Source organism: Legionella nagasakiensis (assembly GCF_900639915.1).
GTDB classification, from domain to species: domain Bacteria; phylum Pseudomonadota; class Gammaproteobacteria; order Legionellales; family Legionellaceae; genus Legionella_A; species Legionella_A nagasakiensis.
In genome coordinates this window covers 55,970-81,849 of the sequence record NZ_CAAAID010000008.1, presented here as the reverse complement: position 1 = coordinate 81,849, position 25,880 = coordinate 55,970, and the positions used below count along the sequence as shown (strand labels likewise).

Sequence of the window (25,880 nt, the reverse complement as noted above, 5' to 3'; positions counted from 1 at the left end):
TCCAATGTTCAAGAAGCAACTTGCATCGGTGTTCCCTCTTGCACTTCGCCCATCGCCATTGCCTTATGTTTCTCATCCACCACCTTAGCCACACAAGAATCAGACCACACATTAAGAGAGGTTTCCAACATGTCAATCAAGCTATAAAAAGGTAAAATAATTCCCATCAGAGTAATTGGTACATTCATGCTGGCAAGCAAACTTGCACTGAGGAAAAAACAACCCATAGGCACGCCAGCATTACCAATGGCTGCCACCGTAGCAACCACAACCCACAATACCATCGAAGCGAGTGATATATCCATACCATTATTTTGCATCAGATAAATAACGGTAACAAAAATAAATGCTGCACACCCGTTCATATTAATGCTCGTGCATAGAGGCAATACAAAACGGCTGATTTCCGGTTTTACATTTAATGATTTTTCGACGGTATCCATGGTCACTGGTAAACTGCCTACCGATGATTTAGAGAAAAAAGCCAAGGATAATGCCGGAAGCATGCCGCGCATGGCAACAAAGGGTTTGATACCATGTGATTTTAGCCAAAGAGGTAAAACGACAAAGCCTTGAATTAAGTTGGCCAGCACAATAATTAATAGATATTCTCCTATGCCTTTGATGGGAGTACCGCCACGTAATTGCACAACGGATGTCGTGATAAAACCATATAGCCCAAGAGGAATAATCGCAATTATCCATCGAGTTATCACCATAAATAACCCATGCGCGCCACGAAAAAACTGCGTAATTGTTTGTCTTGCTTCGGCATCTGGAATAAATCGTATGGCAATACCAATAACAATTCCTAAAAACAAGACACTTAAGACTTGATGTTCAAGAAATGGTGAAAAAATAGTAGAAGGAATAAGATTGGCAACATGCTGAAAATAATTGACCTGGCTTGTTGGCAGGGAAACAGAATGAGAAACAACACCCGTCATTGCTGGATGAATCAATACATACAATAAGCAACTAACCGCAGCGGCAATTAATGTCGTACCTAGCGTATAACACATGGTTCGACGCCAAATGCTTTTCATCATTCCATCCGTTCGATAACCGGATAAAGTAACAATGATTGATAGTGCGATAATCGGCAGACTAATGCATTTGAAAATTTTAATAAACACATCTGCAATAAAAAGACCCAAATTTTTTAACAAGCCGATATCAGATAGTCCACTGAAAATACCTAATAAGATCATCAAAAAATACAAAACAGGGGTACTAAATAAAAACTTCCTTTTTTGAATTGAGTGTTGTGCGCACATTTGCAATCCTTAAATAATAACTGATAACCATCAAACAATTGGAAAAATAAATTTGTTATCTTTAACAGCAACAACAAGGATGAATTGCGCCACAAGAAAAAACAGACGGAGTTGTATAGTTTATTGCAGGAATTAAATAAGCCATGTATTTTAGTATTAATTTTGAACATTAAGTTTACATTTTAACATAATTTTTCGTCATGTCAACGTTATATGCCTCTGTTTATTCCATAAAACTCCTACTCAGAACTTGTATTTGTTTTTAAATGACATATCCGCTGGTACGACTCATCAATCCGCGACCTTTTAATTGCACCTGATTGCACGAGTTGCTCAATACAATCAATCACTTCCACAGCGGTAACCTCTCCTAGTTGATTCGCAAATATCAACATATCAGCGCCAGCGTTAATAGTCATACGAACAGCTTCTTCCATTGAATAATGGTTACTGATTGCCTGCATTTGCAAATCGTCACTGACAATAACCCCATTAAATCCAAGTTTCTGCCGCAAAAGACCTGTTAGAATTGGAAATGATAAAGTCGCCGGTAAACCATCAGCATCCAAATGACGATTAATAACATGAGCTGTCATCACCATCATGAGAGCATTATCTCTTAACACTGTTTCATAGGGTTTAAGTTCGCACGGCTGGTAATGAGCAGTTACATCAACAAATCCCTCGTGAGTATCTCCCACAGCACTGCCATGACCTGGAAAATGCTTATAGGCACAAACAATCCCATGTTGATTAAATACTTTTACAAACTGGCTGGCTACACGAATAACTTCATTCGGATCCTCAGAATAACTACGACCAAGATTGCCAATAATTCCTTGTGTTTGATTTAAATTAAGATCAACAACCGGAGCAAAATTAAGATTAAATCCCAGATCCTTACAGGTAAGAGCCATTTTTTCAAATTCAGTGTATAAAGCATCTTTTGCAAGAGTGGCCTGCTCACAGGCTTTTAATGTGCTCATACATCCATCAATCGTTGCCAAACGATCAACTGCACCTCCTTCATAATCCAATGCAATAAAAAGAGGCAGATAACTTTTTCCTGTATTTATCTCTTTGGAATAATCATTTAATTGCTTGTTTAATTGCCTAATTTGCATCTTGTCCTTAAGATTTTTCCCATGACACTTTGTCATTAAATCAAAGTCAAATAATAACACACCACCCAGACCATCAGATTGCAGCCATTCCACAACCGGACTATGATCATTTATTACGCACCCTGAAAACCCCATGATGAGCATTTGACCAATTTTATTTCTTAAACTAGCCATGTGTACCTCAGAATAAAAACATTGAATAGCTGACGCAGAAATCTGCAGACAATAAAATAATACATTGTTGCGAAAAATAACATTATTGCGGCGGCACAGGAGGAATGTTTTTAGTATCGCATTTACATTGTGCAGTGGCTGTCGGCGGAAAAGGTACTTCTGAAAACTGTTCTGGGTAACAAATCGTTAGGTTCCAGGCCGTTTCATCTTTTTTTACTTGGTCAGGAAGTATCCAATAATGCTGTCCATCATAAGTTTTACCCTCGTCTTTCTCCCAAAATACTGGTGTAAATTGTGCTTGAAACTTTAATTTTTGGCCAGGCTGGCAAGTGAATTTTTGTCTATCCCATGAGCTACCCTGCGGGACAATGACCGTCACCAACAGATTATTATTATTTGAGGCATCAAGAACATTGACAGTAACATTATAGTCAGCCCAGCAATTGTCTTTTACAACGGTAACAAAGCATGGAAATGCATAGACTGCAACCGCGCAACTCATGCTAAGCAATAATACCAAGCCTCTAATCATCGTTCACATCCTGTGTGGCTTTTATAAAAGTATAGGCAATTTCTAATTTTAAGCAAAAGTGTACTACTTCAAGTTGATTTTTTCTATATTCAAGTATACTCTTCCCACTTTGGGAGAGATGGCCGAGCGGTCGAAGGCGCACGCCTGGAAAGTGTGTATACGGCAACGTATCGAGGGTTCGAATCCCTCTCTCTCCGCCAGTTACCCCCTCACGTTGTTCGGCTATGCGCTTTGAAACAATCCATGGTATGGTCATTTACCATGCCAATAGCCTGCATATAAGCATATATAATAGTAGAACCTACAAAACTCATTCCACGTGTTTTTAAATCTTTCGATAACGCATCTGATTCCGGTGTTCGAGTCGGAACTTCATCATCTTTTAAAGGAGCGTTTTCTTTTGGCTTTCCGCCCACAAAACGCCAGACATAAGCATCAAACGAACCAAACTCTTTTTGAATCGATAAAAATACTAAAGCATTTTTACGGGCAGAAAATAGTTTAAGGCGATTGCGGATAATATCAGGATTGTTCAATAAAATTTCCAATTCTTCATCCGTCATATTAGCTACTTTCTGGGGGTCAAATTGCTTAAATGCCTTGCGATATTCATCACGCCGCTTTAATATTGTTTCCCAACTTAAACCAGCCTGGGCCCCCTCAAGTACGAGCATTTCAAACAATTTGTTGTCATCATGCACAGGGACACCCCATTCTGTATCATGATACTGTTCATAATATGGCTTAACGTTTTCTGCCCATCTACATCGTTTCATTGATTTAACCTTAACAAATATTCTGTTTAATTTTTTACTAAGACCTGTTGGTAGGTACACAGAACTTAGAATTTGTTTCGTCAATCTAATAAATTACATACTGTAAAATTTTTTAGAAAACTCTATTTAAAAATATGGACAAAAAATAAAAATATTTTACAATTCGTGCTTTGATTTTAAAGCTTCAGGCAATTGAAAAAAATACCTCTGCAACTCCAAAAAGTATATCTATTTTTAAGGAATAAAACAGCCAGTGACCTATAGAAAAAAGAACGATACTAAACCACTTCCTGATGGAGAATTTCGACGGGCATTAAAGATCCGTCATGTGCAACTAATCGCATTGGGTGGAATCATTGGATCTGGCTACTTTCTGGGAACAGGAGAAGTGGTTAACCAGGTAGGGCCATCCGTCTTCCTTGCTTACATGCTAGGAGGATTAATTATTTATTTAACCATGTTATGCATGGGAGAACTTGCTGTTGCAATTCCGATTTCCGGTTCTTTTATTAATTACACCGCTGATTTTATATCTCCCGCGCTGGCTTGCGGAGTTGGGTGGTCTTATTGGATCAGTTGGGTTGCTTACATTCCGGCTGAATGTGTTGCCGGCGGAATTATCATGGAGCATTTTACCGGCATTAATGGGTATATATGGGCTGTAGGATTTGGGTTATTAATTACTTACATTAACATCGCTAAAGTGGGAACCTTCGGTGAAATTGAATTCTGGTTGGCTCTGATTAAAATTCTTGCTCTCTTCAGCTTTGTGGTTCTTTCTCTATTAATTTTCTTTGGGCTCATTCATGGCCCACAACCCCCAGGGATTATTGGCGGAAAATATATATTTGGCCAAGGTGGCCTCTTTCCTAATGGTGGTATGGCCTTTCTCACAGCGATGGTTCTTCTGTTAGTCAATTATCAGGGTTCAGAAATTATTGGGCTTGCCGCCGGTGAATCCATTGATCCCGCCCGTATGATTCCCAGTGCCATACGTAATGTCACGTTTCGTATTTTATTTATCTATATCATTCCTGTATTTTGCCTAGTATTAATTTTCCCCTGGCAAAAAGCTAATTTAAGCAATTCTGTCTTTGCTGAAGCTCTTAATTTTTACGGTTTAAAATGGGCTGGTGCGGTAACCAGTTTTGTCACGCTTACAGCGACTCTATCTTGCTCGAACTCTGGAGTATATGGCATTGTTCGCTCATTACATGCCCTGGCCCGCAATGGCATGGCCCCTAAAAAACTGGCTAAACTAAACCACAATGCTGTACCGCAAAATGCTGGTATTGTTACCTTAATTGCCATCTGGATTTTATTACTCATGGGTTATTTTTTCGGCCAATCCATGTTATACATTGCTCTCTTGCTGGTTTCAGGATTCACCGGAGCTATTGCCTGGATCTCTCTATGTTGGTCGCAAATTAATTTCCGTCGGCGTCTGTATAAAGCTGGCTATACAACCGCCGATCTTCGCTATAAGACCCCCGGCTCACCCTATACAGGCATTGTCGCTATCATTTTGATGCTCGCTTGCCTGATTTTTTTAGTGATGAATGAGGATCCAAGCTATAAAGTGGCTTTCTTTATCGGATTTATTAGCTTGGTTGCGCCGATATTCATCTACAAATATTTTGGCTTGCACAAACATAGAGAAAGTCGAATGGAAGAAAATGAACATGCCCATTTCAACAACATATTTCCAAAGCGCTAATGCAATTTATTGCCATTGGGCACATCATGTAAAACAGTGGCAAGTGAAATATCCCCATTTACATCGGAAAACCCTACCAATAAAAATTGTGAAGTAAATCCTGCGATATTTTTTTCACCCAAATTGACACAGCCAATGATCTTCTTTCCTAAAAGAGATTCTGGTGTGTAATGAGCGGTAACTTGTGCAGAGGTCTGTAAAACTCCTAAGACAGGGCCAAAGTCAACCCAAACCTTATAAGCAGGCTTTTTTGCCCGTGGAAACTCTTCGACTTTGACCACAGTACCAGCTCGCAGATCAACGCTGGTAAATTCGTCGTAACTTATTGTCATGGCTACTCCTTTAAATGTGAACACTTAAACTGCTGCCAGGGCATCACAACGAAATTCCGGTACGAGATTTCTTAATAAGACCAACAGCTCATCATTTTGGTAGGATGTGCATGATGCATCTAGCATACGCATTGCCTCCATCAATTCATCCCAATCCATTTGCCGGAAGGTTGCCTTGAATAATTTTTCATGCTCAGTTTGTTCCAATCGTTCAGAAATATGAAATAATTCTTCATACAATTTCTCACCTGGGCGTAATCCGGTGTATTTAATTTGAATATCTCTTTCAGGTTCTTTCCCCGCTAGACGTATCATTTGTTCAGCCAAATAGCGGATTTTAATAGGTTCCCCCATATCCAATACAAATATTTCGCCTCCTCGACCATTTACCATAGCCTGCAAGATAAGCTGGCAAGCTTCTGAGATCGTCATAAAATAACGCTGAATATCTGGATGTGTTACGGTTAAAGGACCGCCATGTTGTAGCTGCTTTTGAAATAAAGGCACAACACTGCCGACTGATCCTAAAACATTGCCAAATCGTACTGTTATAAATTGTGTATTGACTCGAGCATTTAGATTCTGGCAATAAATTTCTGCCACACGTTTGGTCGTACCCATCACATTGGTCGGATTAACTGCTTTATCTGTAGAAATAAGAATAAATTTTTCCACGCCAAAAGCCACACTGATTTCAGCCACAATTTTCGTACCAATGACATTATTTTGCACAGCGATGCGCACTTGATGTTCAAGCATGGGCACATGTTTATAAGAAGCTGCATGAAAAACAAGCTCGGGCTTAAATCGTTGAAATAATCCTTCCATCGCTACCAAATCCGTAACACTGATTAGAGACAGTTCAATGGGAATCTTGGGAAAACGTTCTTTTAACTCTAAATCAATTTTATATAAATTAAATTCACTATTATCTATAATAAGAAGCTTTTTAGGATTCAACTGCATAATCTGTCGACATAATTCGGATCCAATAGAACCACCGCCACCGGTCACGAGTACACACTTACCTTGTATACTGGCTGCAATTTTATCCCAAGTCAGGGCCACCTGATCACGACCTAATAAATCTTCAATATTGACTTCTCTCAATGCATTGACTTCCACTCGCCCAGATGCCAAGGCCTGGATACTTGGTAAAGTACGAAAAGGAATGTTGCAACGCTCACAATGACTGACCATTCGTCGCATTGCAGCAGAACGTGCCGAAGGGATGGCAATGAAAATTAAATCAGCCTCATGCTCCGCCACCAAATCCGACATTTCACGAACCGTCCCTAAAACACGGACACCATGAACTTCAAGTCCTCGCTTTCCCACATTGTCATCAATCAAGCCAATGGGCAAATAAGAACGAGTTCGTTTTAAGTCTCTAACCAATCCTTCTCCTGCCTGTCCAGCACCAATAATTAGCACACGTTTTATGTCTGTTACATCACCATATCGGTTGCGCTTGTCCCAATATTGCCGCAAGAACATTCGACCGCCACAAAGCAGTGTGATCAAAATCAAGCTATATAAAGGCAAAACAGAACGTGGAATATGCTGAAGTAGTGCGGTTAAATAAAAAACAGGAATAATGATAAACGTTGCGCAAAGAACTGCTTTTATAATACGTACCACATCGTCCAGTGAAGAAAACCGCCAAAGTCCACGATATACTTTAAAATGGTAATAACAGATAATTTGGACAATCGTAAGAACAGACAAAGAGGCTAGTGAATACAGAGTGGTAAGATGGCTTGGGAAAGGTTGCATATTGTAGCGCAGCCAATAAGCAGCATACCACGCGACTGGAATCGAGGCTGCATCAAAAGCCAAAACAGGTAATTTTGCATAGATTTTTTGCCAAAAGGAAATCGATTTTTTCATATTAAAACATGACCATGATACAAAGAACTAGAAACTATTATCATAGGGATAACATGTATTGTCCTATAGGTATTTTATTGCAACCCATAGGCTTTAACGCCGCCTGTAGAATACACAATGATTTAGAGCTTGTTAACACATTCTTAAGCTGGATTAGCACTATCAATAAATTGATGCCGCAAACCAAATTTTGTACTTAAATGTTGACCTAAAGCCTGTATTCCATAACGCTCACTGCTATGATGACCACATGCAAAATAATGAATTCCCAACTCTTGAGCCTGATAATAAGTTCTCTCGGAAATTTCACCGCTTAAGTAAGCATCTACGCCCAACCGAGACGCCTCCTCAATGAAATCTTGCGCAGCACCAGTACACCATGCTAACCGCGTAATCGGTTTATCATTCACTGTGATTAATAACGGCTCTCGCTTCAACTTTTCAGTAATACGATGAGACAACTCATCAGGTGCCATTGGGTGTGAGAACCTTCCTGACCACAAAAGATTAGAGACTTTTCCAGCGTAATGCTTTTCGACTGCTTCTATGCTTAATAGTTCAGCAATACATGCATTATTCCCTACATCGGCATGGCAATCCAATGGCAAATGATAAGCAAACAGATTAATTTCTCCCTTCAACAGCTGCCCTATACGTCGCTTTTTCATACCAATGATCGGCAGAGCTTCTCCCCGCCAAAAATATCCATGGTGTACCAAAAGCGCATCAGCTTGCAAAGCTAGAGCCTTGCTTATAATGTCCTCAGCAGCAGTAACGGCAGTACAAATCAGACTGATGTTCTCTTTGCCCTCAATTTGCAACCCATTTGGGGCATAATCATTGAAATCATCGCACGCAAGATAATCTTGCAAATATCCTGTCAATTCCTCACGTGTAATCACGACAATGAACACCTTTTGATGTCTGCCCCCAATGTTGAAAGTTTTTCTTCAATTCGTTCATAGCCACGATCCACATGGTAGATACGCTCAACACTTGTTTCTCCCTCTGCTATCAATCCTGCGAGAATAAGGCTAGCCGAGGCACGAAGATCCGTAGCCATCACTGGGGCTCCAGTTAATTTTTCAATGCCCGTGATCATTGCAGTGTTTCCATGCAATCGAATATGAGCACCCATCCGCTGCAACTCCTGAACATGCATAAAACGATTCTCAAAAATGGTTTCAACAATGGTTGATGAACCGTCTGCAATCGAGTTCAGTACCATAAATTGTGCTTGCATATCCGTAGGAAATGCTGGATACGGAGCCGTGGCAATATTTACAGCTTGAGGCCGTAGTCCATGCATATCTAACGTCACCCAATCTTCGCCAATTGTAATCGATGCACCCGCTTCTTCAAATTTACACAGCAAAGACAATAAATTATCCGGTTTTACCCGCCGAACCGTCACTTGGCCTCGAGTCACGGCACCCGCTGCAAGGTAAGTACCTGCTTCAATGCGATCAGGCATAACAGAGTAAGTACCGCCACCAAGAGATTCAACCCCTTCAATTTCAATGGTTGAGGTGCCAGCACCAGAAATACTGGCCCCTATTTGATTTAGAAAATGAGCCAAATCAACAACTTCAGGTTCACGAGCTGCATTTTTTATAACTGTTTTCCCTTTTGCAAGCACCGCAGCCATCATAATATTCTCTGTGCCCCCTACAGTAACGGTATCAAACACCAGGGTTTTCCCTTGTAAGCGTTCCTGTCGGCATCGTGCCTTGATAAATCCATTTTTAACCGTAATATCGGCTCCCATGGCTTTCAATGCTTTTAAATGCAAATCAACGGGCCGAGTTCCAATGGCACACCCCCCTGGTAAAGAAACATCAGCCTGACCAAAACGACTAAGTAATGGACCTAACACCAAAATAGAAGCTCTCATAGTCTTGACTAATTCATAAGGCGCCACGAATTCATTAATATGGCTGGCATCAACCTGAACATTCATTTTTTCGTCAATGGTTAAGTGCGCCCCTAGTTGACCCAACAACTCCATCATGGTTGTCACATCTTTAAGATGAGGTACATTGGAGATGGTCACATTATCATTGGCTAATATGGTGGCTGCCATAATGGGTAAGGCCGCATTTTTAGCGCCTGAAATCAACACATCGCCCTGTAATACTCTACCGCCATTGATGATTAACTTATCCATGTTGCTTCTCCCATTCTTTTTTCGTCCAAGTCTTCATACTTAATGCATGCAAATGACCTGTCGTAATGTAATCTTTAAGTTGACTATATACCCATTGTTGCCTAGCGACTTTTGATTTGCCAAGAAACACGTCGGATATAATGGTAAGCTGATAATGATAACCATCTCCTTTCGCTTGCACATAATCTACTTCACCGGTCGCAAGTAAACACTGCTCTAATTGTTCGTTACTTATCATTTATTATTACTTCCACACCACCAAATTTTGCCAATGCATAAATGTCCTGTGACATGCCTTCGATCGACAGCAACTTGCGATATTGCTTACACAATCTTTTAGCTTCAATTAGTAAAGCCAATCCAGCGCTATCGCATTCAGTCACTTGTTGCAAATCAAGTTGAAAACGTTCTGTATCACTGTCTTGTATTGCTTTAACCAAGCGCTTATAGTCTGACTGCACCGTATCAAATGTTAATTTATTTGAAAACTTAAATTCGAGCACTTGCTGCATATTCAGGCGGCCTTATGTTGACGCATTTGAGTGATTAAATTTTTCATGTTTGAGTTTTGCAAAACCTGGCCAAATTGAGAGCGAAAACTCTGCAACAAGCTAACACCTTCAACACTCAAATCATATATCTTCCATTGACCTTGTTTTGCCACTAAGCTGTAACTTAAAGGTATATTCTGACCATTTGAACGAACAATAACGCTATTTACCCGAACAAAACGTCCATCCACAGGACCACGCATGGGCAAAAACTTGACTTTTTCATCGGTATATTCGGCCAATGGACTCGCATAAGTGCGAATAACCAATTGCGTAAATTCTTGCGTAAATTGTTTTTTCTCGCTAGCTGTTGCCTTATTCCAAGCTTGCCGACCAAGAACAGAACGAGACATCCCCTGGACATCAACGATAGGCAACAAATGGCGTTCCACCGCTTGATAGATAACCGTCGGACTATTTTTCAAGCTAGATTTATGTTGATTTAACGTTGCAATAATTTGATTGGCAGCATTCTCAAGCATGGGAATCGGTGAAGTCTGTGCCCAAACTCCTGACACAAATAATAGAATTAGAATGCTTATCATGGTTTTAATTTGCTTCATGGATCACCTATTTTTCTAAATTGTTGCTGGTTATTTTTTTATATTAAATAAAAGCTGGCCAATCAAATTTTCAAGTATAATGGCCTCCTGTGTTTTGCCAATAACATCACCGTCGCGTAAATAGGGATGTTCCTTGTTACCATCGTCCTCAAAACCGGGCACAATACTAATATAGTTTGAGCCAAGCAAACCTTCCGTTAAGATACGTGCAGAAGTGTCTTCATAAGGGATGGGTTTATCACGACGTAAAGACATGGTCACTTTGGCATTGAGCTGCTGAGGCTGCAACTCGATTGCAGTCACTTCACCAATTTTAACGCCTGCAACAGTCACGGGTGCACGTACTTTTAAACCACCTATATCAGTAAAATCAGCTGTAACCTGATAATCATTCGTAGAAGAAAAATCAGACATGCCACTAACATTCATTACCATAACTAACATAGCCAACAAACCGAGCAGTATAAAAAGACCTACGCTGATATCAATGTATCGCTGCTTATTCATTTACCAATCTCCAATCATCATCGCAGTCAATAAAAAATCAAATCCTAATATGGCCAGCGAAGAAAAAACCACAGTCCGCGTCGTTGCTTGACTAATCCCTTCTGCCGTTGGCATGCATATAAACCCTTGATACACTGCAATCCATATGACTAAAAAAGCAAACACAACACTTTTAATCATTCCACTGACCACATCCATGTGAAAATTCACTGCCGCTTGCATATTAGACCAAAAACTACCTCCATCAACGCCCAACCATTCTACTCCAATTAAATACCCACCATAGATAGAAACGGCGGAAAAGATTAAAGTCAACACTGGTAATGCAATAAGTCCGGCAAGAAATCGTGGATAAATAATACGTCCTAAAGGGTCAACCCCCATCATATCCATGCTTGCGATTTGCTCCGTGGCTTTCATTAAGCCAATTTCAGCCGTTAATGCCGAACCAGCACGCCCTGCGAATAATAAAGCACTGATTACAGGCCCTAACTCACGCACAATACTTAAAGCAAGCAATTGACCCAATTGGCTGCCAGCACCGAATTTTTCGAGTGTGTTATAACCCTGCAAGCCAACGACCATACCAATAAATAAAGCAGAAACGATGACGATTAGACAAGATAAAACACCAACGTAATAAAGCTGGGCTCTTAAATCAGGCCAAAGTCGTGAAACATCTGGCTTTCTAAGCAAAACTTGCAGTAAAAATCGAGCAGAATGACCAATCATTTGAATCATTCCGAGGCTGCTTTGCCCAATGCGCGCGATCATATCAAGCATCGAATAATTCCTCCATATAAGGCCGCGCCGGATAATGAAACGGGACAACGCCATCGGCTTCACCATGCATAAATTGTCTGACGTGTGGATTCGAAGATTGTTGCAGTTCCTGTGGCTTGCCATGACCTATCACCTGCCCTGCAGCAATTAAATAAACGTAATCGGCAATAGAACAGGTTTCATCCACATCATGTGAAACAATGATCGTTGTCGTTCCCAACAGTTGATTTAAACGTTTAATTAATCGCACCAAGACGCCCATAGAAATCGGATCTTGCCCAGTAAATGGTTCATCATACATCATTAATTGAGGGTCAAGAGCAATGGTTCTGGCTAAAGCAACACGTCTTGCCATGCCGCCTGATAATGCATCGGGCATCAAATGAGCGGCACCACGTAGACCAACTGCTTCAAGTTTCATTAAAACAACATCACGGATGATGGATTCATTTAAATTAGTATGTTCTCGCAGAGGAAACGCCACATTGTCATAAACAGACAAATGAGTAAACAAAGCACTCGTCTGAAACAATAGCCCCATCTTTCGCCGAACATTATATAGTTTTTTACGTGAAAGCCGGTGAATATCGTGACCATCCACCAAAACTTGTCCATTATCCGGCGTTAAAAGCGCACCAATCAAACGCAATAAAGTAGTTTTACCACTACCGCTTGGACCCATGATTGCAGTTATTTTTCCGCGTTGTACATGAATATTTATATCCTTAAAAATCACTCGATTCTCATGAAAATGAGAAAACGTCAGATTTGTGATTTCCACCAAGTTATCGCGCATGAGTGTGTTTCTTCCGAATTATCATCTTTGGCAATTATATACCCTGAATGTCATTTATAGCGAGAATTCTTCTGAGATAGCAAATTCAACTTAATTTTTACCTTTAAGAGTTATTAGGGCATGTCCTCAATCACTGCTTTTTTTTGGATTCTATGTTAATATCTTCAATCAGCGCTTATAAGCTAGATGAAGGTATGAATTTTTGCAAACTTGGACTTGCGGTTATTGAAACCGAGGCACAGGCTGTATTCGATCTAACCCAGCGTATCGATGAACGCTTTGAAAAAGCATGTGAATTATTACTTGCCTGTAAAGGCCGAATCGTTGTAACCGGCATGGGGAAATCAGGCCATATTGGCAGTAAAATTGCTGCCACCTTTGCAAGTACAGGCAGCCCCGCTTTTTTTATGCATCCAGGAGAAGCCAGCCACGGTGATCTTGGTATGATCACTCGCCAAGATACCGTTATTGCCATTTCTAATTCGGGAAATACAGCCGAACTTGTTGTTTTGCTTCCTTTATTGAAACGCCTGGAAATTCCTCTGATTACTCTTAGTGGCAATCCGGATTCTACCTTAGCAAAAGCAGCAGATGTCCATCTGGATATTAGTATTCGCCAGGAGGCTTGCCCACTTGGACTCGCTCCTACTACCAGTACAACCGTCTCTTTAGTCATGGGAGATGCACTGGCCATTGCCTTATTGCAGGCCAGGGGATTTACCGCTGAAGACTTTGCCTTATCTCATCCTGCCGGCACTCTTGGCAAGCGTCTCTTATTACGCATCGATGAAATTAGCCATCAGGGAGATGAACTGCCTATTGTCCATGAAGATGCCACGGTATGTGAAGCATTGATAGAAGTAACCGCCAAAAAATTAGGAATGACTTGTGTGGTGAATGCGCAGGGATATTTAGCTGGCATATATACGGATGGGGACGTGCGCCGAACGCTAACCCAACAACGTGATATCAATACTACCCTGTTAAAGGATGTCATGTCCCAAAACTGCCATACGATCCACCCTGGCATGCTCGCTGCTGAAGCGCTGGCCATCATGCAAAAATACAGCATCACCTCGTTAATTGTCGTAAGTGAAGAAAAACGACCATTAGCCGTTGTACATTTACACGATTTGCTGCGAGCAGGTGTATTCTAAACCAATGAGAATGAGATGAAAGAATTACTGGAAAAAGCGAAAAAAATCAAATGTGTTATCTGTGATGTCGATGGTGTTTTAACGGACGGACGTCTCTATGTTGATAATGACGGGAATGAATTAAAAGCATTTCATGTCCAAGATGGCATGGGCTTAAAATTATTAATGGCGGCAGGGATTGAAGTTGCGGTGATTACCACCTCCCAAAATGCGGTGATTGAACACCGAATGCAACAGCTAGGTATACATCACTATTTTAAAGGCCAGGTTGAAAAGCAAGATGCCTATCAACGACTAAAAATTTCACTTGGTCTAGATGATGAAGCATTTGCCTATATTGGCGATGATCTTCCAGATGTACCCATCATCCGCAAGGTTGGTTTGGGCATTGCCGTAGCCAATGCGGTCAATCAAGTGAAAGAATTTGCTATATGGCAGACTCAGCAACATGGCGGACTTGGTGCCGTGCGTGAAGTTTGTGATTATATTCTGAATGCGCAAGGCAAACTTGACGACGCATTAAAAGGATATTTTAGTTCATGAATGCCAGCAAACAGGCTGCATGGTTATTTATAGCACTCATTTCTCTTGCGTGCTCAGGCTGGTATTTTGCCAGCACACCTGCCACCCAAAAACTGGATGATAAAACATTATCCACGACCGTTGACACCACCATCCATCAATTGACCGTTTATCAATACGATGCCCATGGGAAGTTGGTCAATTATTTACAAACCCCCTTATTACGCCATATTCCACAAGACAATAAGCATTGGTTAAAAACACCTCATATTATTATTACCCAAGCAAAAGAGCCTCCCTGGGAAATTCGCTCCAAACAAGCGATTTCACTGCATGGCGGCGAAAAAATTACTTTTAGTAAAAGTGTGGTTATCCATCAACCTAAAGATGGGCACACCCCGGAAAGCACCTTGAAAACAGAAGAGATGATTTACTTCCCGAAAGAAAAATTGGCAATGACCGAAAAAGAAGTAACGTACGAACAACCAGGAAATATTGTGCAATCAACAGGAATGAAAGCTTACCTTGCAGAAAAGCGTGTGCAATTATTAAACCGAGCCAGAGGTATCTATGACCCCAAACATGGCTAGATTCTGTATAGCCATCTCGAATGCCCATGGGATTTTCGTACAATCCCGAACAGTAAGTCTACTTTTTTTTCTCTTTTTTATCATGACCAACGTCGTTTTCGCCTTGCCCGAAGATCGCCAGCAAGTATTGCAGCTACAAGCAGATTCCGCTGATCTCAATCAGGAAAAGCACCGTGGAATTTATATTGGTCATGTGGAGTTAGATCAGGGCAGCACTCATTTACGCGCCGCCGAAGCCATCACCGAAGGCAATTCAGACAATAAATTAATACGGGCCATTGCAAAAGGCAACCAAGAGGAACAAGCCCATTATTGGACGCTTACTGCCGAAGATAAACCTCCGCTTCATGCTTATGCTGATAAAATTTACTATTATCCGGAGAGCCATCTTATTGAACTCATTGGCCAGGCTCGCATTGAGCAAGGTCAAAACTCATTCTCAGCGCCTAAAATCACTTATGATACCGAGCGTCAACATGTACTTACTCAACGCGATAAAAAAGCCCGTACGGTTATTACGATTTATCCAGAGAAAAAGTCATGAGTGAATTATTAGCATTGCATTTAAAAAAATCATTCAAATCCCGGACTGTAGTCAATGATATAAGCATACGTATTGACCGAGGAGAATGCGTAGGATTATTGGGTCCTAATGGAGCAGGTAAAACCACCTGTTTTTACATGATTGTCGGCTTACAGTCTTGTGATCAAGGACAGATTCTTTTAAATGGAGAAGACATCACCAAAACAGCGATGCATCAACGTGCCCGTCTAGGTATTGGTTATTTGCCGCAAGAAGCATCCATTTTCCGTAAAATGACCGTGGCTGAAAATATTACGGCCATTTTACAACTGCGCCGCGATTTAAATGACAAGCAACGCCAGGATAAACTGGAACAGTTACTACAGGAATTTCATATTTCTCACTTAACAAAAAGTCTTGGCATGAGTTTGTCGGGAGGCGAGCGACGACGCGTTGAAATCGCCCGCGCGCTAGCCATAGAACCTGCGTTTATTCTGCTTGATGAACCTTTTGCAGGCGTTGACCCCATTTCTGTACTCGATATTAAAAAAATTATTCTACATCTTTGTGATAAAAATATTGGCGTATTAATCACCGATCACAACGTCCGTGAAACACTGGATATCTGTGGGCGGGCTTATATTGTCAGTCAAGGGAGAATTCTTTGCGAGGGTGCTCCTGAAACCATTCTTGCCAACCAACAAGTGCGCTCCGTGTATCTTGGTGAAGAATTTTCACTATAATCCCTTGCTATTTTAAAATAGAAAATGACGATAGTATCATAAGGGTTTCCAGCTTATTTGCCTAAACAATTGCAAGAACATATAATTTGCAATCAATATTTAGTAAGGCCATTTAGTATGCATCAGCAGAATGATTTTTCTTTATTGACTCAGCATAATCTCGCCATTTTTCCCGAAAAAGAAGCAAGATTTTTAGCCAACTTAAAAAAACAGTGGTCAAAGACATCCCCTTTAACTGGTGTGAAGATATTACATAATATTCCTTTAACCTACGAAACACTTGTAAAACTGGAATCTCTTTTGGTTGCAGGAGCACAGCTAACTGTGACACACACGAAGTTTTTACCCATTCCTCCAGAACAATCCATTGTTAACTTGCTCACACAACTTGGCATTCCTTTTATTGAGGATCATGCCAACGTGGAAGGAGAATTTGATATTGCTCTGGATTGTTGTGCTGAAGTCCTGGAAATGGCAAAAGTCACCATAAAGAAAGGCGTCGTTGAACTAACACAAAGCGGCGGTGAACGTTATAAACAAATGACTCTTCCTTTTCCAGTTATCAATATAGATGATTCTAATTTAAAAAAATTGGAAGGCATGTACGGTACGGGTGAAGGATTTATACGTGCCATCAAAGAAAAAACCAAGCAAGATATTACCCATCAATCATTTGTAGTATTTGGTTTTGGTAAAGTTGGTCACGGCATCGTTAAGTATCTTTCAAAAGAAACATCACGAATTACAGTCATTGACCAATCATGGGAGCGCTTGGAAAAAGCAAAGAATTTAGACGTGCAAACATTGCATACCTCTCACTTCGATGCCATTAAAGATAGCGCAAAAGAAGCTTTTTGTATTGTTACCGCTACAGGAAGTCCCAAGGTATTATCACAATTTTTAACACAGGAAGATTGTAAACATGCCTATCTTGCCAATATGGGCGCTGATGATGAAATAGGAGAAGCCTTTAGCGGCGAAAAAGTGCTCTGTCAGCGCATGGCCATTAATTTTTCCTTAAAACACCCTACTCTCTTGCATTTTATTGACCCTATTTTTTATGCTCATAATCTATCGGCTCAACTGCTCCTTGAGAATAATTACGCCAATGGATACCATGCTTTCCCTGCCTATCTGGATGACTTAATCATCCAGTTATGGAATGCTTATTACCCTATAGACATTAGTGATATCTTTAATTAAATCATGCTATTGATTATCGATAATTATGATTCTTTTACCTATAATCTTGTTCAATATTTTCAATGCCTTGAACAAGAGGTAGTCATTTACCCGCATGATAAAATCGCCATTAGCGACATTGCACGTTTATCCCCTGATTATTTAGTGATTTCACCTGGTCCAAAAGCACCGGAAGATGCTGGTATCTCTTTACCTGCCATTAAACATTTTTATCAAACAATTCCTATTCTTGGTATTTGCCTCGGCCATCAATGCCTTGCACACGCTTTTGGTGGAAAAATCATCCAAGCACCCTCCATTATGCATGGTAAAACATCCAATATCTATCATCACAAACAAGGTTTGTTTCAAGGAGTTCCCAATCATTTTCGTGCAACTCGCTATCATTCCCTGATCGCTGATATCAATACATTACCGACATGCTTTGCTATCGACGCCTGGGCCGATGAAACTATTATGGCAATTTCTCATCGTCAATATCCATTATATGGTCTACAATTCCACCCAGAAGCCATCTTAAGTGAATATGGCATGCAGTTATTAACCAATTTTTTGCAGTATGAACATAAAGCAAGTATTTGAACAATTGATCAGCGGCAAACACTTATCGACATCTCAGATGCAAGAGATCATCAAAGATTGCATGGAAGGACAGTTACAAGATATCCAAATCGCTGCCTTCCTGGCACTCATGCGGATGAAGGGTGAAACCGCCGAAGAATTAACCGCGGCAGCTCATGTCATGCAGCAATTCGCCCACTCCATTGATTTAGGCAATGATCTCATTGACATTGTTGGCACAGGTGGCGATGGTCGCAATACATTTAACGTTTCAACCGTCAGCAGTTTTGTGGCAGCCGCCGCAGGCGTGCCCGTTGCCAAACATGGCAATCATTCTGTCTCAAGCCGAAGCGGCAGTGCAGATTTATTATTGCAGGCGGGGTTTAAACTCAATCTATCAGACAATGGGTTAAAACGATGCATGCAAGAATGCGGCATTGCTTTTTTATTTGCCCCCCATTTTCATCAGGCTTTAAAACATGCGCGCCATGCCCGCCAACAATTAGGCATACGTACTTTGTTTAATTTGCTGGGTCCATTATTAAATCCAGCCAGAGTAAAAAAACAAGTCGTTGGCGTCTATGCCCATCATTGGCTGAAACCTACGGCGAACGTACTGGCCAATTTAGGCAGTGAGCATACCTTGGTCATCCATTCTCAAGATCATCTGGATGAAATCAGTATCTGTGCCATCACCGACGTCGTAGAATACGTGCATGGAGAATTTAAAGAATGGAGCATTGATCCCAAAAAATATCATTGCGCACATGCCAGTTTGGATGACATTGTGATTGAAACTCCCGCGCAAAGTCTGACATTGGCAGAATCTGTTTTTGCAGGAGAACCAGGACCCGCCCGCGACATTATTTTACTAAACAGCGCCGCAGCTTTGTATTGTGCTAACCACTGCCCGACCTATGAGGAAGCCATCCATAAAGCCGCAGAAGCTATTGATAGCGGCTTAGCTTATAAACGATTTATGCAATTAAAAGCATTAACTCAATGTGATAATAACCATGAATAGCATTCTTAATAAAATTGCGGCTCATAAGAAAGAAGAAGTAGCAAAAGCCAAGTGTCTTCGACCACTTGCAACATTCATTGATAATACACCTCTGCCCGTGCGTGATTTTGTGACCGCACTGCAGTCAAACAAACCAGCCATCATTGCCGAAATAAAAAAAGCCTCACCAAGTAAAGGAGTCATTCGTGAAGACTTTGATGTAGCCACTATTACAAAACTGTATGCACAACATGGCGCCAGCTGTCTGTCGGTGCTAACCGATATTCATTATTTCCAGGGTGACCCTTCTTATCTGGCTATTGCCAAGTCTCATTGCTCTCTGCCCATACTTCGCAAAGACTTTATTGTTGATCCTTATCAATTATATGAAAGCCGTGCGTTAGGAGCAGACTGCATCTTATTGATTGTAGCCATGCTGGATGATGTTCAACTGCAAGAATATTGTCAACTGGCATTAGAACTAAATATGGCAGTACTTGTTGAAAGTCATACACAGGAAGAACTGGAACGAGCATTACTGTTGCCCACCCCACTGATAGGGATAAACAATCGTAGTCTACACACGTTTAATACCGATATTAGACGCAGCATTGATTTAAAATCTTGCATTCCTTCTGAAAAAATAGTGATAAGCGAAAGCGGTATTCATACCCATAAAGACATTGAGCATTTACAATCTCATGGCATACATGCCTTTCTTATTGGTGAAACGCTCATGCGATCTAACGATATTGGTGCTTTACTACAGACATTGCTTTCACATCAAACTAAAACATTTTGAACATCGAGGGGTTATGACGCAGTACAAACTCACGACAACACTGCTTAAGAAATTAGTCAATCACGCAGAGAAAAACCAGGAAGGTCATGTAGCAAATTACATTCCTGAACTGGCCAATGTGGATAACGAAATGACTGCGATTGCCGTGACCCCCGTTGGCGGTGAACCGATAGTCTACAGCAATGCACCTTTGCCCGCGGTGACCTTGCAAAGCACAGCCAAATTGATCCCTCTGATTGGGCTTCTTGAAGACGTTGGCGCCGAACAATTATTTGAATGGGTGAAGGTAGAACCATCAGGCGATGATTTTGCATCCATCACACGTCTGGAACAGTTTGGACCCAAGCCATCTAATCCAATGCTTAATACCGGGGCAATTACTCTTTGCTCACACATTCCAGGCACAGGGGAACAACAATTTGCCTGGTTGGAGCATTGGACCGAAAAACTCTTCAATCAGCGTTTACGAATCAATCCTTTGGTGTTTGCTTCCGAAAAACGCACCGGCGATCGTAACCGCTCTCTCGCTTATTTGCTACATAGTCGCCATAATTTAGCAACCAACGTTCATGAAACGCTCGATTTATATTTTTCTTTATGTTCTTATGAAGCAGTTATAGAACAAGTCTTGTATCTACCAAGCTTACTCGCCAATTATGGCAAAGATCCCATCACCGGCAAACAAATCATATCCGTAGAGACTTGTAAAATTACTCTGGCCATTATGGCAACCTGCGGATTATACGATGAAACAGGCACTCATATGGTACGCACAGGCATGCCTGCCAAAAGCGGAGTCTCAGGTTACATCATCGCCGTACTTCCTGGCAAAGCCGGTATTGTTGTCTTAAGCCCGCGTGTAAACGCCAAAGGCAACAGCATTCGAGGGGAAATGATGCTGGAAGAATTATCCAAAACCATGAACTGGCATTTCGCCTTACCTTAGGGGATGTCTTCAATTTATTTTCAGTCTACTAGCCGGGATCTTCTGGTGTTTCTATAGGAGAAGGTTCCGGGGTATCGACAGGTTCGGGCTCAGGTGTCTCGGGTGATAATGGCTCTGTTGACTCCGGTAAAGACGGTGATTCAACGGGTATTGTATCTGGTATTTCCTGAGGAATATCTGGTATCTCATTCGGTTTCAAAACAGCCCCCTATATCCTTGCTTTGTAGATTCCATGTCATAATTTTGTCTAACTAATAAGTGTGTATATAATTCTGCAACTCTTCAATCATCCGAGTTTTATCAGCCAACAAGCTAAACAAGAGGTCACCAATAGACACAATGGCTGCCAGTTGTCCCTCTTCTGTCACCAAAATATGACGGCGTTTCGTTAAGGTCATCACTTCCATCGCTTTTTCTACCGTATCAGTGACGTCTAATACGCTGATGTCTGCGCATAAAATTTCAGAGACTATGGTTGATTCCGGAGAACGGCCCTGATAAACAAGAGAACGAACAACATCCCTTTCACTCATGATACCAAGTAAATTTTCATCATCGGTGACAACGAGCGCACCAATATTTTCCTGCACCATTAACTCCACACCTTGGGCAACATTTACATCGGGATGAATATAAACAATAGGACGTCTTGGCTGTGGCAAAATTGAATGTAATAACTGAGACATGCCATACTCCTTGTATGAATCAGTAATGGATTAACACTGCATCAACAAAAGTGGATTGAACCAATACCAAACTTAGTCCAAACAAAAAATGAAAAATAATTAATCTTAATGTTTAAATTTTAGCACAAAATACAAGCTAAGTAATCACATTGCAACGATGACTGTTTGAGAAAAGAAAAGAAGGATACACACAAGATAAAAAGTTCCTGATTTTTTTGAACATTACGTTAAATAAAATCAGGAACTTTTGCTTCATAACAGAAAACTCAACGACGAACTTAGCTAACAACTCGCCATGAACCATCTGCCTGACGGCAAGCTTTTCCATAGATTTGCTGGCTCTTGCCACCAATGATTGCATTGGTTATGTATTCACGGCAAGGTTGCTGATTGCTGTAATAAGTACGAGTTGGTTTCACTGTGTATTTATTGCCTGTGTCCGGATTTTTCCAGGATATTGCTTTGCCGGTGGGTGCTGTTTCCAACGCACGTTGCATTTCCATTCTATCCTGACGATCCATATATTGGCCTATTTTCCCACCAAGAAACGCTCCTAGTAAGGCACCACCCGCGGCCGCGGCCACTTTACCGGAACCTCCGCCAAATTGACTGCCTAACAAACCACCTACCACGCCGCCAGTTACCGTACCAACGCCTTCATTGGTCACTTGCGCACAACCGGCAAGAAGGACTGATAAAGACAATGAGGCTACTATTAATTTTTTCATTTTAGTTCACCTGTTTAATTGTTTGCAAAAACGATGGACATTCTAGCATCAAGGATAGAAATTATCCATCACCTTAAGCAAGGGTGCAATGCTGAACTATAGACAATTTTTGAGAAATTTTTCCACTTATAAACGCACCCGCGGAGACACCTGACAAAGCAATTCATAGGCAATTGTTCCCGCAACCTGTGCCACTCGTTCAACCGCAATATTTTTGCCCCATAACTCCACCGCATCACCCACTTGAACATTAGGGCAGTCAGTCAAATCAATCGTCAACATATCCATTGAAACACGTCCAACCACCGGTGCCGTAAAACCGTTCACCCAGGTTGACGCCTGTATGACATGACGTGGATAACCATCCCCGTAACCCACTGGCACAACACCAATCATGGAAGGCTTATCACTTTGCCATGTACCTCCATAACCAACAGGGGATGCAGGAGGACACCTATGAATTGCACTGATTGAAGAGATAAAATGCATGACTGGCATCAACCCAAGCTCCCTTCCCGTGTTATCAGCAAAAGGCGAAACCCCATATAACATGATGCCAGGACGTACAACGTCTGCATGGGATTCCGGCAAAGCCATGATTGCTGCAGAATTAGCAATACTTCGCGAATACTGCGAAAAAGCCAAAGATAACCCCTGAAATACTTGCAGTTGTTGATGATTACTGTCTTTAGCAGGCTCATCAGCACAAGCTAAATGAGTCATTAAACCAATGTTTGTATCAACCCACGGACAAGCAAGCAAAGCGGCCATAATATCAGGCACTTCACCGGGGAAAAATCCCAAACGATGCATGCCAGTATTTACTTTTACCCATACACGGATTTTTGCAGAAAGCGGTGTATTAAGAATCCACTGCAACTGCTGCTCCTGATGAATCACACATTGCAATCGCTGGCTGGCAACATAATGCAATTCATCAACACCGAAAACACCCTGGAAAAGCACACATTCGCTGCGACTTCCTAAGCTTCGAAGTTTCATTGCCTCTTCCAATGAAGCGACACCAAATGCATCAACCCGCCCATCAAGAACAGGTAAAACAGAAGCCAATCCGCAACCATAAGCATTGGCTTTCACCATTGCAATGATTTGTTTACCTGGTGCATACGCTTTTACCCGTCGGACATTATGTAATAATGCCATGGAATCAATATAAACACGGGTCGGTCTAGTCACGTTAGTCTATCCCTTGATAACCATTAAACGCTAAATCCTCGAATCGGGTATACTTACCCAAGAAAGCAACACGGACTTTACCAATCGGGCCATTACGCTGTTTTGCCACAATAATTTCCGCTGTACCCTTATCAGGGCTGTCTTCATTATAAACTTCATCCCGATAAATAAAACAAATCAAATCAGCATCTTGCTCAATCGCACCAGATTCCCTCAAATCAGACATGATGGGACGTTTATCATGCCGTTGTTCCAGACTGCGGTTAAGCTGGGATAAGGCAATGACTGGTACATTGAGCTCTTTAGCCAAGGATTTCAGACTACGGGAGATTTCGGAAATCTCTGCCGTGCGGTTATCGGCTTTAAAGCCAGGGACTTTCATAAGCTGCAGATAATCAACAACAATTAATCCTAGCTGCCCATGCTCTTTCATTAAACGCCGAGCCCGCGCACGCATTTCCACTGGGCTTAATGCAGGTGTATCATCAATAAATAGTGGCGCCTCCGATAGCATATGCACAGCGGACGTCACCCTAGGCCAATCATCATCATCGAGTTTACCAGTACGAATGTGATGCTGGTCAATCCGCCCCAGCGACGACATCATACGCATAGCCAATGAGTCGGCAGGCATTTCCATAGAAAACACAAGAACTGGTTTACCAGCTTTAATAGCAACATGTTCAGCCATATTCATAACAAGCGTTGTTTTTCCCATCGAAGGACGGCCAGCCACAATAATGAGATCGGAGGGTTGTAATCCTGAGGTCAGTTTATCCAAATCAGCGAGTCCCGTCGCCAATCCCGTAATTGAATCACCACTATGATAAAGCTCATCAATTCGCTCAACGGCCTTCACCAGAATGGATTTAATAGGTTCAGGACCTCCCTCAGCCGCTGTTTGTTCGGCAATCGCAAAGACTTTGGTTTCTGCAAAGTCTAGCAACTCAGCGACTTCCCTTCCCACAGGATTATAGGCTAAATCAGCAATTTCATTAGCAATAGCTATTAATTGACGATGAACGGATTTTTCACGAACAATATCGGCATAAGCCGAAATGTTTGCAACACTAGGTGTATTATTTGCCAGTTCAAATAGATAAGCTTCGCCACCTGCTTCATCTAAAGCATTATTTGACTTTAATGCATTCAATAAGGTAACAACATCAAAGGGCTGATTTTTATTGGCAAGATCAAGAACAGCACGAAACAAAATTCTATGTTCCGTGCGATAAAAATCTGTTTCACATAATTTAGAGTTAACCTTGTCCCATGCCTGGTTCTCAAGCATCAAACCGCCGATGATTGATTGTTCAGCCTCCATTGAATGAGGTGGCCGTTTCAAGGGGTTGGATGTTTTTTTCCGCGCTTGCACATCTAACATGACATTAATGACTACTGATAGCGAACATAAGCTATTGTAACCTGAATTCTATCTTTTTCTGAACCGTTTCACCTTAGGAACAAATACATCCAAGTCATTCCTTTGCACGTAACCAAACCTGGGTTCGTCCAAGCATAGAAAGGCCAACGTATCCACGAACATATAACTTGTTGCCTTTCTCGGTAAGCTTCACTTTATATATTTTACCAGATTTCGCATCAAGAATTTCGCCACCGTCCCAAACACCTTTACCTTTGTCTTTCACCCCCCAGAGAAATGTTAGTCCCTTAATGGGTTGATTCTTAAATTTACCAGGACACTTAGAACAAATGCCTGTATCACCCGATTGCTTGTATACGCGAACAATTGTACCGCTTAAAATACCATTAGAAACAGTAAGACGAACCACTGCTCTTTTCTTACCCGTTTTATCATCAATTGTTGTCCAAAGACCAGCCAGAGACTGGGCAACACCAGCTGGCAGATATAACACAGCCAAAACCAGCAAAGCGCATCGTTTCCACTGTTTCATAAAGTAATCTCCAAGTGTTCTTCAGAAGAATAGGATAGAGATAAGAGAATAGATGATGATGGATTTTTTTTCAATCTGAAAACCCAAAACTCCTAGACTCTGAAGACAGATTCT

The 25,880-nt window shown here is 41.3% G+C and carries 31 protein-coding genes and 1 tRNA gene; 12 read left to right on the top strand and 20 right to left on the bottom strand.

What is annotated here, in order from left to right; all coding sequences use genetic code 11:
• Nucleotides 1–8: 8 nt before the first annotated feature.
• The 3 genes from E1O52_RS08235 to E1O52_RS08225 all read right to left on the bottom strand — a co-directional run bounded on the left by E1O52_RS08235 (nucleotide 9) and on the right by E1O52_RS08225 (nucleotide 3,107).
• A complete protein-coding gene (locus E1O52_RS08235; RefSeq protein WP_133128233.1) occupies nucleotides 9–1,277 on the bottom strand; it encodes a dicarboxylate/amino acid:cation symporter in 1,269 nt (422 codons plus the stop codon).
• A 239-nt stretch (nucleotides 1,278–1,516) separates the two neighbouring features.
• Nucleotides 1,517–2,575: a glycoside hydrolase family 3 N-terminal domain-containing protein gene (locus E1O52_RS08230; protein WP_133128232.1), complete on the bottom strand. Its 1,059-nt coding sequence runs from the start codon at nucleotides 2,573–2,575 to the stop codon at nucleotides 1,517–1,519.
• An 82-nt stretch (nucleotides 2,576–2,657) separates the two neighbouring features.
• On the bottom strand, nucleotides 2,658–3,107 hold the full coding sequence (locus tag E1O52_RS08225) for a hypothetical protein (protein WP_133128231.1): 450 nt from the start codon (nucleotides 3,105–3,107) through the stop codon (nucleotides 2,658–2,660).
• A 112-nt stretch (nucleotides 3,108–3,219) separates the two neighbouring features.
• Here E1O52_RS08225 and E1O52_RS08220 point away from each other — a divergent pair.
• A tRNA-Ser gene (locus E1O52_RS08220) sits at nucleotides 3,220–3,307 on the top strand.
• Between the two features lie 9 nt (nucleotides 3,308–3,316).
• Here the strand turns inward: E1O52_RS08220 and E1O52_RS08215 are convergent.
• Nucleotides 3,317–3,883: a DNA-3-methyladenine glycosylase I gene (locus E1O52_RS08215; protein ID WP_133128230.1), complete on the bottom strand. Its 567-nt coding sequence runs from the start codon at nucleotides 3,881–3,883 to the stop codon at nucleotides 3,317–3,319.
• A gap of 253 nt (nucleotides 3,884–4,136) precedes the next feature.
• On the opposite strand from E1O52_RS08215, the gene E1O52_RS08210 reads away from it, so the two are divergent.
• Nucleotides 4,137–5,600, top strand: a complete 1,464-nt coding sequence (locus E1O52_RS08210) for an amino acid permease (RefSeq protein ID WP_133128229.1) — start codon at nucleotides 4,137–4,139, stop codon at nucleotides 5,598–5,600.
• On the opposite strand, the gene E1O52_RS08205 is transcribed toward E1O52_RS08210, so the two are convergent.
• The 10 genes from E1O52_RS08205 to E1O52_RS08160 form a co-directional block, all read right to left on the bottom strand.
• On the bottom strand, nucleotides 5,597–5,932 hold the full coding sequence (locus tag E1O52_RS08205; protein WP_133128228.1) for a tRNA-binding protein: 336 nt from the start codon (nucleotides 5,930–5,932) through the stop codon (nucleotides 5,597–5,599). The genes E1O52_RS08210 and E1O52_RS08205 overlap by 4 nt on opposite strands.
• Before the next feature lie 24 nt (nucleotides 5,933–5,956).
• Nucleotides 5,957–7,822 (bottom strand): polysaccharide biosynthesis protein, encoded by a 1,866-nt coding sequence (locus E1O52_RS08200; protein ID WP_133128227.1) that lies wholly within the window; start codon nucleotides 7,820–7,822, stop codon nucleotides 5,957–5,959.
• A 143-nt stretch (nucleotides 7,823–7,965) separates the two neighbouring features.
• Nucleotides 7,966–8,724, bottom strand: a complete 759-nt coding sequence (locus tag E1O52_RS08195) for a Nif3-like dinuclear metal center hexameric protein (RefSeq protein ID WP_133128226.1) — start codon at nucleotides 8,722–8,724, stop codon at nucleotides 7,966–7,968.
• Entirely contained in the window at nucleotides 8,721–9,989 is a 1,269-nt protein-coding gene (murA, locus tag E1O52_RS08190; RefSeq protein WP_133128225.1) for a UDP-N-acetylglucosamine 1-carboxyvinyltransferase, read from the bottom strand. The genes E1O52_RS08195 and murA overlap by 4 nt, the downstream gene beginning before the upstream one ends.
• Nucleotides 9,982–10,227: a BolA family protein gene (locus tag E1O52_RS08185; protein WP_133128224.1), complete on the bottom strand. Its 246-nt coding sequence runs from the start codon at nucleotides 10,225–10,227 to the stop codon at nucleotides 9,982–9,984. The genes murA and E1O52_RS08185 overlap by 8 nt, the downstream gene beginning before the upstream one ends.
• Nucleotides 10,217–10,501 carry an STAS domain-containing protein gene (locus tag E1O52_RS08180; RefSeq protein WP_133128223.1) on the bottom strand — a complete coding sequence of 95 codons (285 nt, stop codon included), beginning with the start codon at nucleotides 10,499–10,501 and terminating at the stop codon, nucleotides 10,217–10,219. The genes E1O52_RS08185 and E1O52_RS08180 overlap by 11 nt, the downstream gene beginning before the upstream one ends.
• A gap of 2 nt (nucleotides 10,502–10,503) precedes the next feature.
• A complete protein-coding gene (locus tag E1O52_RS08175; RefSeq protein ID WP_133128222.1) occupies nucleotides 10,504–11,103 on the bottom strand; it encodes an MlaC/ttg2D family ABC transporter substrate-binding protein in 600 nt (199 codons plus the stop codon).
• Between the two features lie 30 nt (nucleotides 11,104–11,133).
• Complete coding sequence (gene mlaD / locus E1O52_RS08170; protein ID WP_133128221.1) at nucleotides 11,134–11,610, bottom strand: outer membrane lipid asymmetry maintenance protein MlaD; 477 nt, start codon at nucleotides 11,608–11,610, stop codon at nucleotides 11,134–11,136.
• Nucleotides 11,611–12,393: a lipid asymmetry maintenance ABC transporter permease subunit MlaE gene (mlaE, locus tag E1O52_RS08165; RefSeq protein ID WP_133128220.1), complete on the bottom strand. Its 783-nt coding sequence runs from the start codon at nucleotides 12,391–12,393 to the stop codon at nucleotides 11,611–11,613.
• Nucleotides 12,386–13,189, bottom strand: a complete 804-nt coding sequence (locus E1O52_RS08160; protein WP_133128219.1) for an ABC transporter ATP-binding protein — start codon at nucleotides 13,187–13,189, stop codon at nucleotides 12,386–12,388. Before E1O52_RS08160 ends, mlaE begins: the two co-directional genes overlap by 8 nt.
• 194 nt (nucleotides 13,190–13,383) lie before the next feature.
• Between E1O52_RS08160 and E1O52_RS08155 the strand changes: the two genes are divergently transcribed.
• From E1O52_RS08155 to glsA, 10 genes are all read left to right on the top strand, one after another.
• On the top strand, nucleotides 13,384–14,346 hold the full coding sequence (locus E1O52_RS08155; protein WP_133128267.1) for a KpsF/GutQ family sugar-phosphate isomerase: 963 nt from the start codon (nucleotides 13,384–13,386) through the stop codon (nucleotides 14,344–14,346).
• A 15-nt stretch (nucleotides 14,347–14,361) separates the two neighbouring features.
• Nucleotides 14,362–14,889, top strand: coding sequence for a KdsC family phosphatase (locus E1O52_RS08150; protein ID WP_133128218.1), 528 nt, complete (start codon nucleotides 14,362–14,364; stop codon nucleotides 14,887–14,889).
• Entirely contained in the window at nucleotides 14,886–15,458 is a 573-nt protein-coding gene (gene lptC, locus E1O52_RS08145; RefSeq protein WP_133128217.1) for an LPS export ABC transporter periplasmic protein LptC, read from the top strand. Before E1O52_RS08150 ends, lptC begins: the two co-directional genes overlap by 4 nt.
• An 82-nt stretch (nucleotides 15,459–15,540) precedes the next feature.
• Nucleotides 15,541–16,002, top strand: a complete 462-nt coding sequence (gene lptA, locus E1O52_RS08140; RefSeq protein WP_242602210.1) for a lipopolysaccharide transport periplasmic protein LptA — start codon at nucleotides 15,541–15,543, stop codon at nucleotides 16,000–16,002.
• Nucleotides 15,999–16,724, top strand: a complete 726-nt coding sequence (gene lptB, locus E1O52_RS08135) for an LPS export ABC transporter ATP-binding protein (RefSeq protein WP_133128215.1) — start codon at nucleotides 15,999–16,001, stop codon at nucleotides 16,722–16,724. The genes lptA and lptB overlap by 4 nt, the downstream gene beginning before the upstream one ends.
• Nucleotides 16,725–16,841: 117 nt before the next feature.
• Nucleotides 16,842–17,927, top strand: a complete 1,086-nt coding sequence (locus tag E1O52_RS08130; protein ID WP_133128214.1) for an NAD(P)-dependent oxidoreductase — start codon at nucleotides 16,842–16,844, stop codon at nucleotides 17,925–17,927.
• A gap of 3 nt (nucleotides 17,928–17,930) precedes the next feature.
• On the top strand, nucleotides 17,931–18,509 hold the full coding sequence (locus E1O52_RS08125; protein ID WP_133128213.1) for an aminodeoxychorismate/anthranilate synthase component II: 579 nt from the start codon (nucleotides 17,931–17,933) through the stop codon (nucleotides 18,507–18,509).
• Nucleotides 18,487–19,512: an anthranilate phosphoribosyltransferase gene (trpD, locus tag E1O52_RS08120; RefSeq protein ID WP_133128212.1), complete on the top strand. Its 1,026-nt coding sequence runs from the start codon at nucleotides 18,487–18,489 to the stop codon at nucleotides 19,510–19,512. The genes E1O52_RS08125 and trpD overlap by 23 nt, the downstream gene beginning before the upstream one ends.
• The gene (trpC, locus tag E1O52_RS08115; protein ID WP_133128211.1) at nucleotides 19,505–20,293 is read left to right on the top strand and encodes an indole-3-glycerol phosphate synthase TrpC; all 789 of its coding nucleotides are present in this window, start codon (nucleotides 19,505–19,507) and stop codon (nucleotides 20,291–20,293) included. The genes trpD and trpC overlap by 8 nt, the downstream gene beginning before the upstream one ends.
• Before the next feature lie 13 nt (nucleotides 20,294–20,306).
• Nucleotides 20,307–21,239, top strand: coding sequence for a glutaminase A (gene glsA, locus E1O52_RS08110; RefSeq protein ID WP_133128210.1), 933 nt, complete (start codon nucleotides 20,307–20,309; stop codon nucleotides 21,237–21,239).
• A gap of 28 nt (nucleotides 21,240–21,267) precedes the next feature.
• Here glsA and E1O52_RS13175 read toward each other — a convergent pair whose 3' ends face one another.
• The 6 genes from E1O52_RS13175 to E1O52_RS08085 form a co-directional block, all read right to left on the bottom strand.
• Entirely contained in the window at nucleotides 21,268–21,438 is a 171-nt protein-coding gene (locus E1O52_RS13175) for a hypothetical protein (protein ID WP_165474747.1), read from the bottom strand.
• A 52-nt stretch (nucleotides 21,439–21,490) separates the two neighbouring features.
• Nucleotides 21,491–21,925 carry a CBS domain-containing protein gene (locus E1O52_RS08105; protein WP_133128209.1) on the bottom strand — a complete coding sequence of 145 codons (435 nt, stop codon included), beginning with the start codon at nucleotides 21,923–21,925 and terminating at the stop codon, nucleotides 21,491–21,493.
• Nucleotides 21,926–22,203: 278 nt separating this feature from the next.
• Nucleotides 22,204–22,653: an RT0821/Lpp0805 family surface protein gene (locus E1O52_RS08100; RefSeq protein WP_133128208.1), complete on the bottom strand. Its 450-nt coding sequence runs from the start codon at nucleotides 22,651–22,653 to the stop codon at nucleotides 22,204–22,206.
• A gap of 126 nt (nucleotides 22,654–22,779) precedes the next feature.
• Entirely contained in the window at nucleotides 22,780–23,850 is a 1,071-nt protein-coding gene (gene alr, locus E1O52_RS08095) for an alanine racemase (RefSeq protein ID WP_133128207.1), read from the bottom strand.
• Between the two features lies 1 nt (nucleotide 23,851).
• Nucleotides 23,852–25,234 carry a replicative DNA helicase gene (gene dnaB / locus E1O52_RS08090; protein ID WP_133128206.1) on the bottom strand — a complete coding sequence of 461 codons (1,383 nt, stop codon included), beginning with the start codon at nucleotides 25,232–25,234 and terminating at the stop codon, nucleotides 23,852–23,854.
• A 94-nt stretch (nucleotides 25,235–25,328) separates the two neighbouring features.
• The gene (locus E1O52_RS08085; RefSeq protein WP_133128205.1) at nucleotides 25,329–25,766 is read right to left on the bottom strand and encodes a DUF2147 domain-containing protein; all 438 of its coding nucleotides are present in this window, start codon (nucleotides 25,764–25,766) and stop codon (nucleotides 25,329–25,331) included.
• Nucleotides 25,767–25,880: the final 114 nt, after the last annotated feature.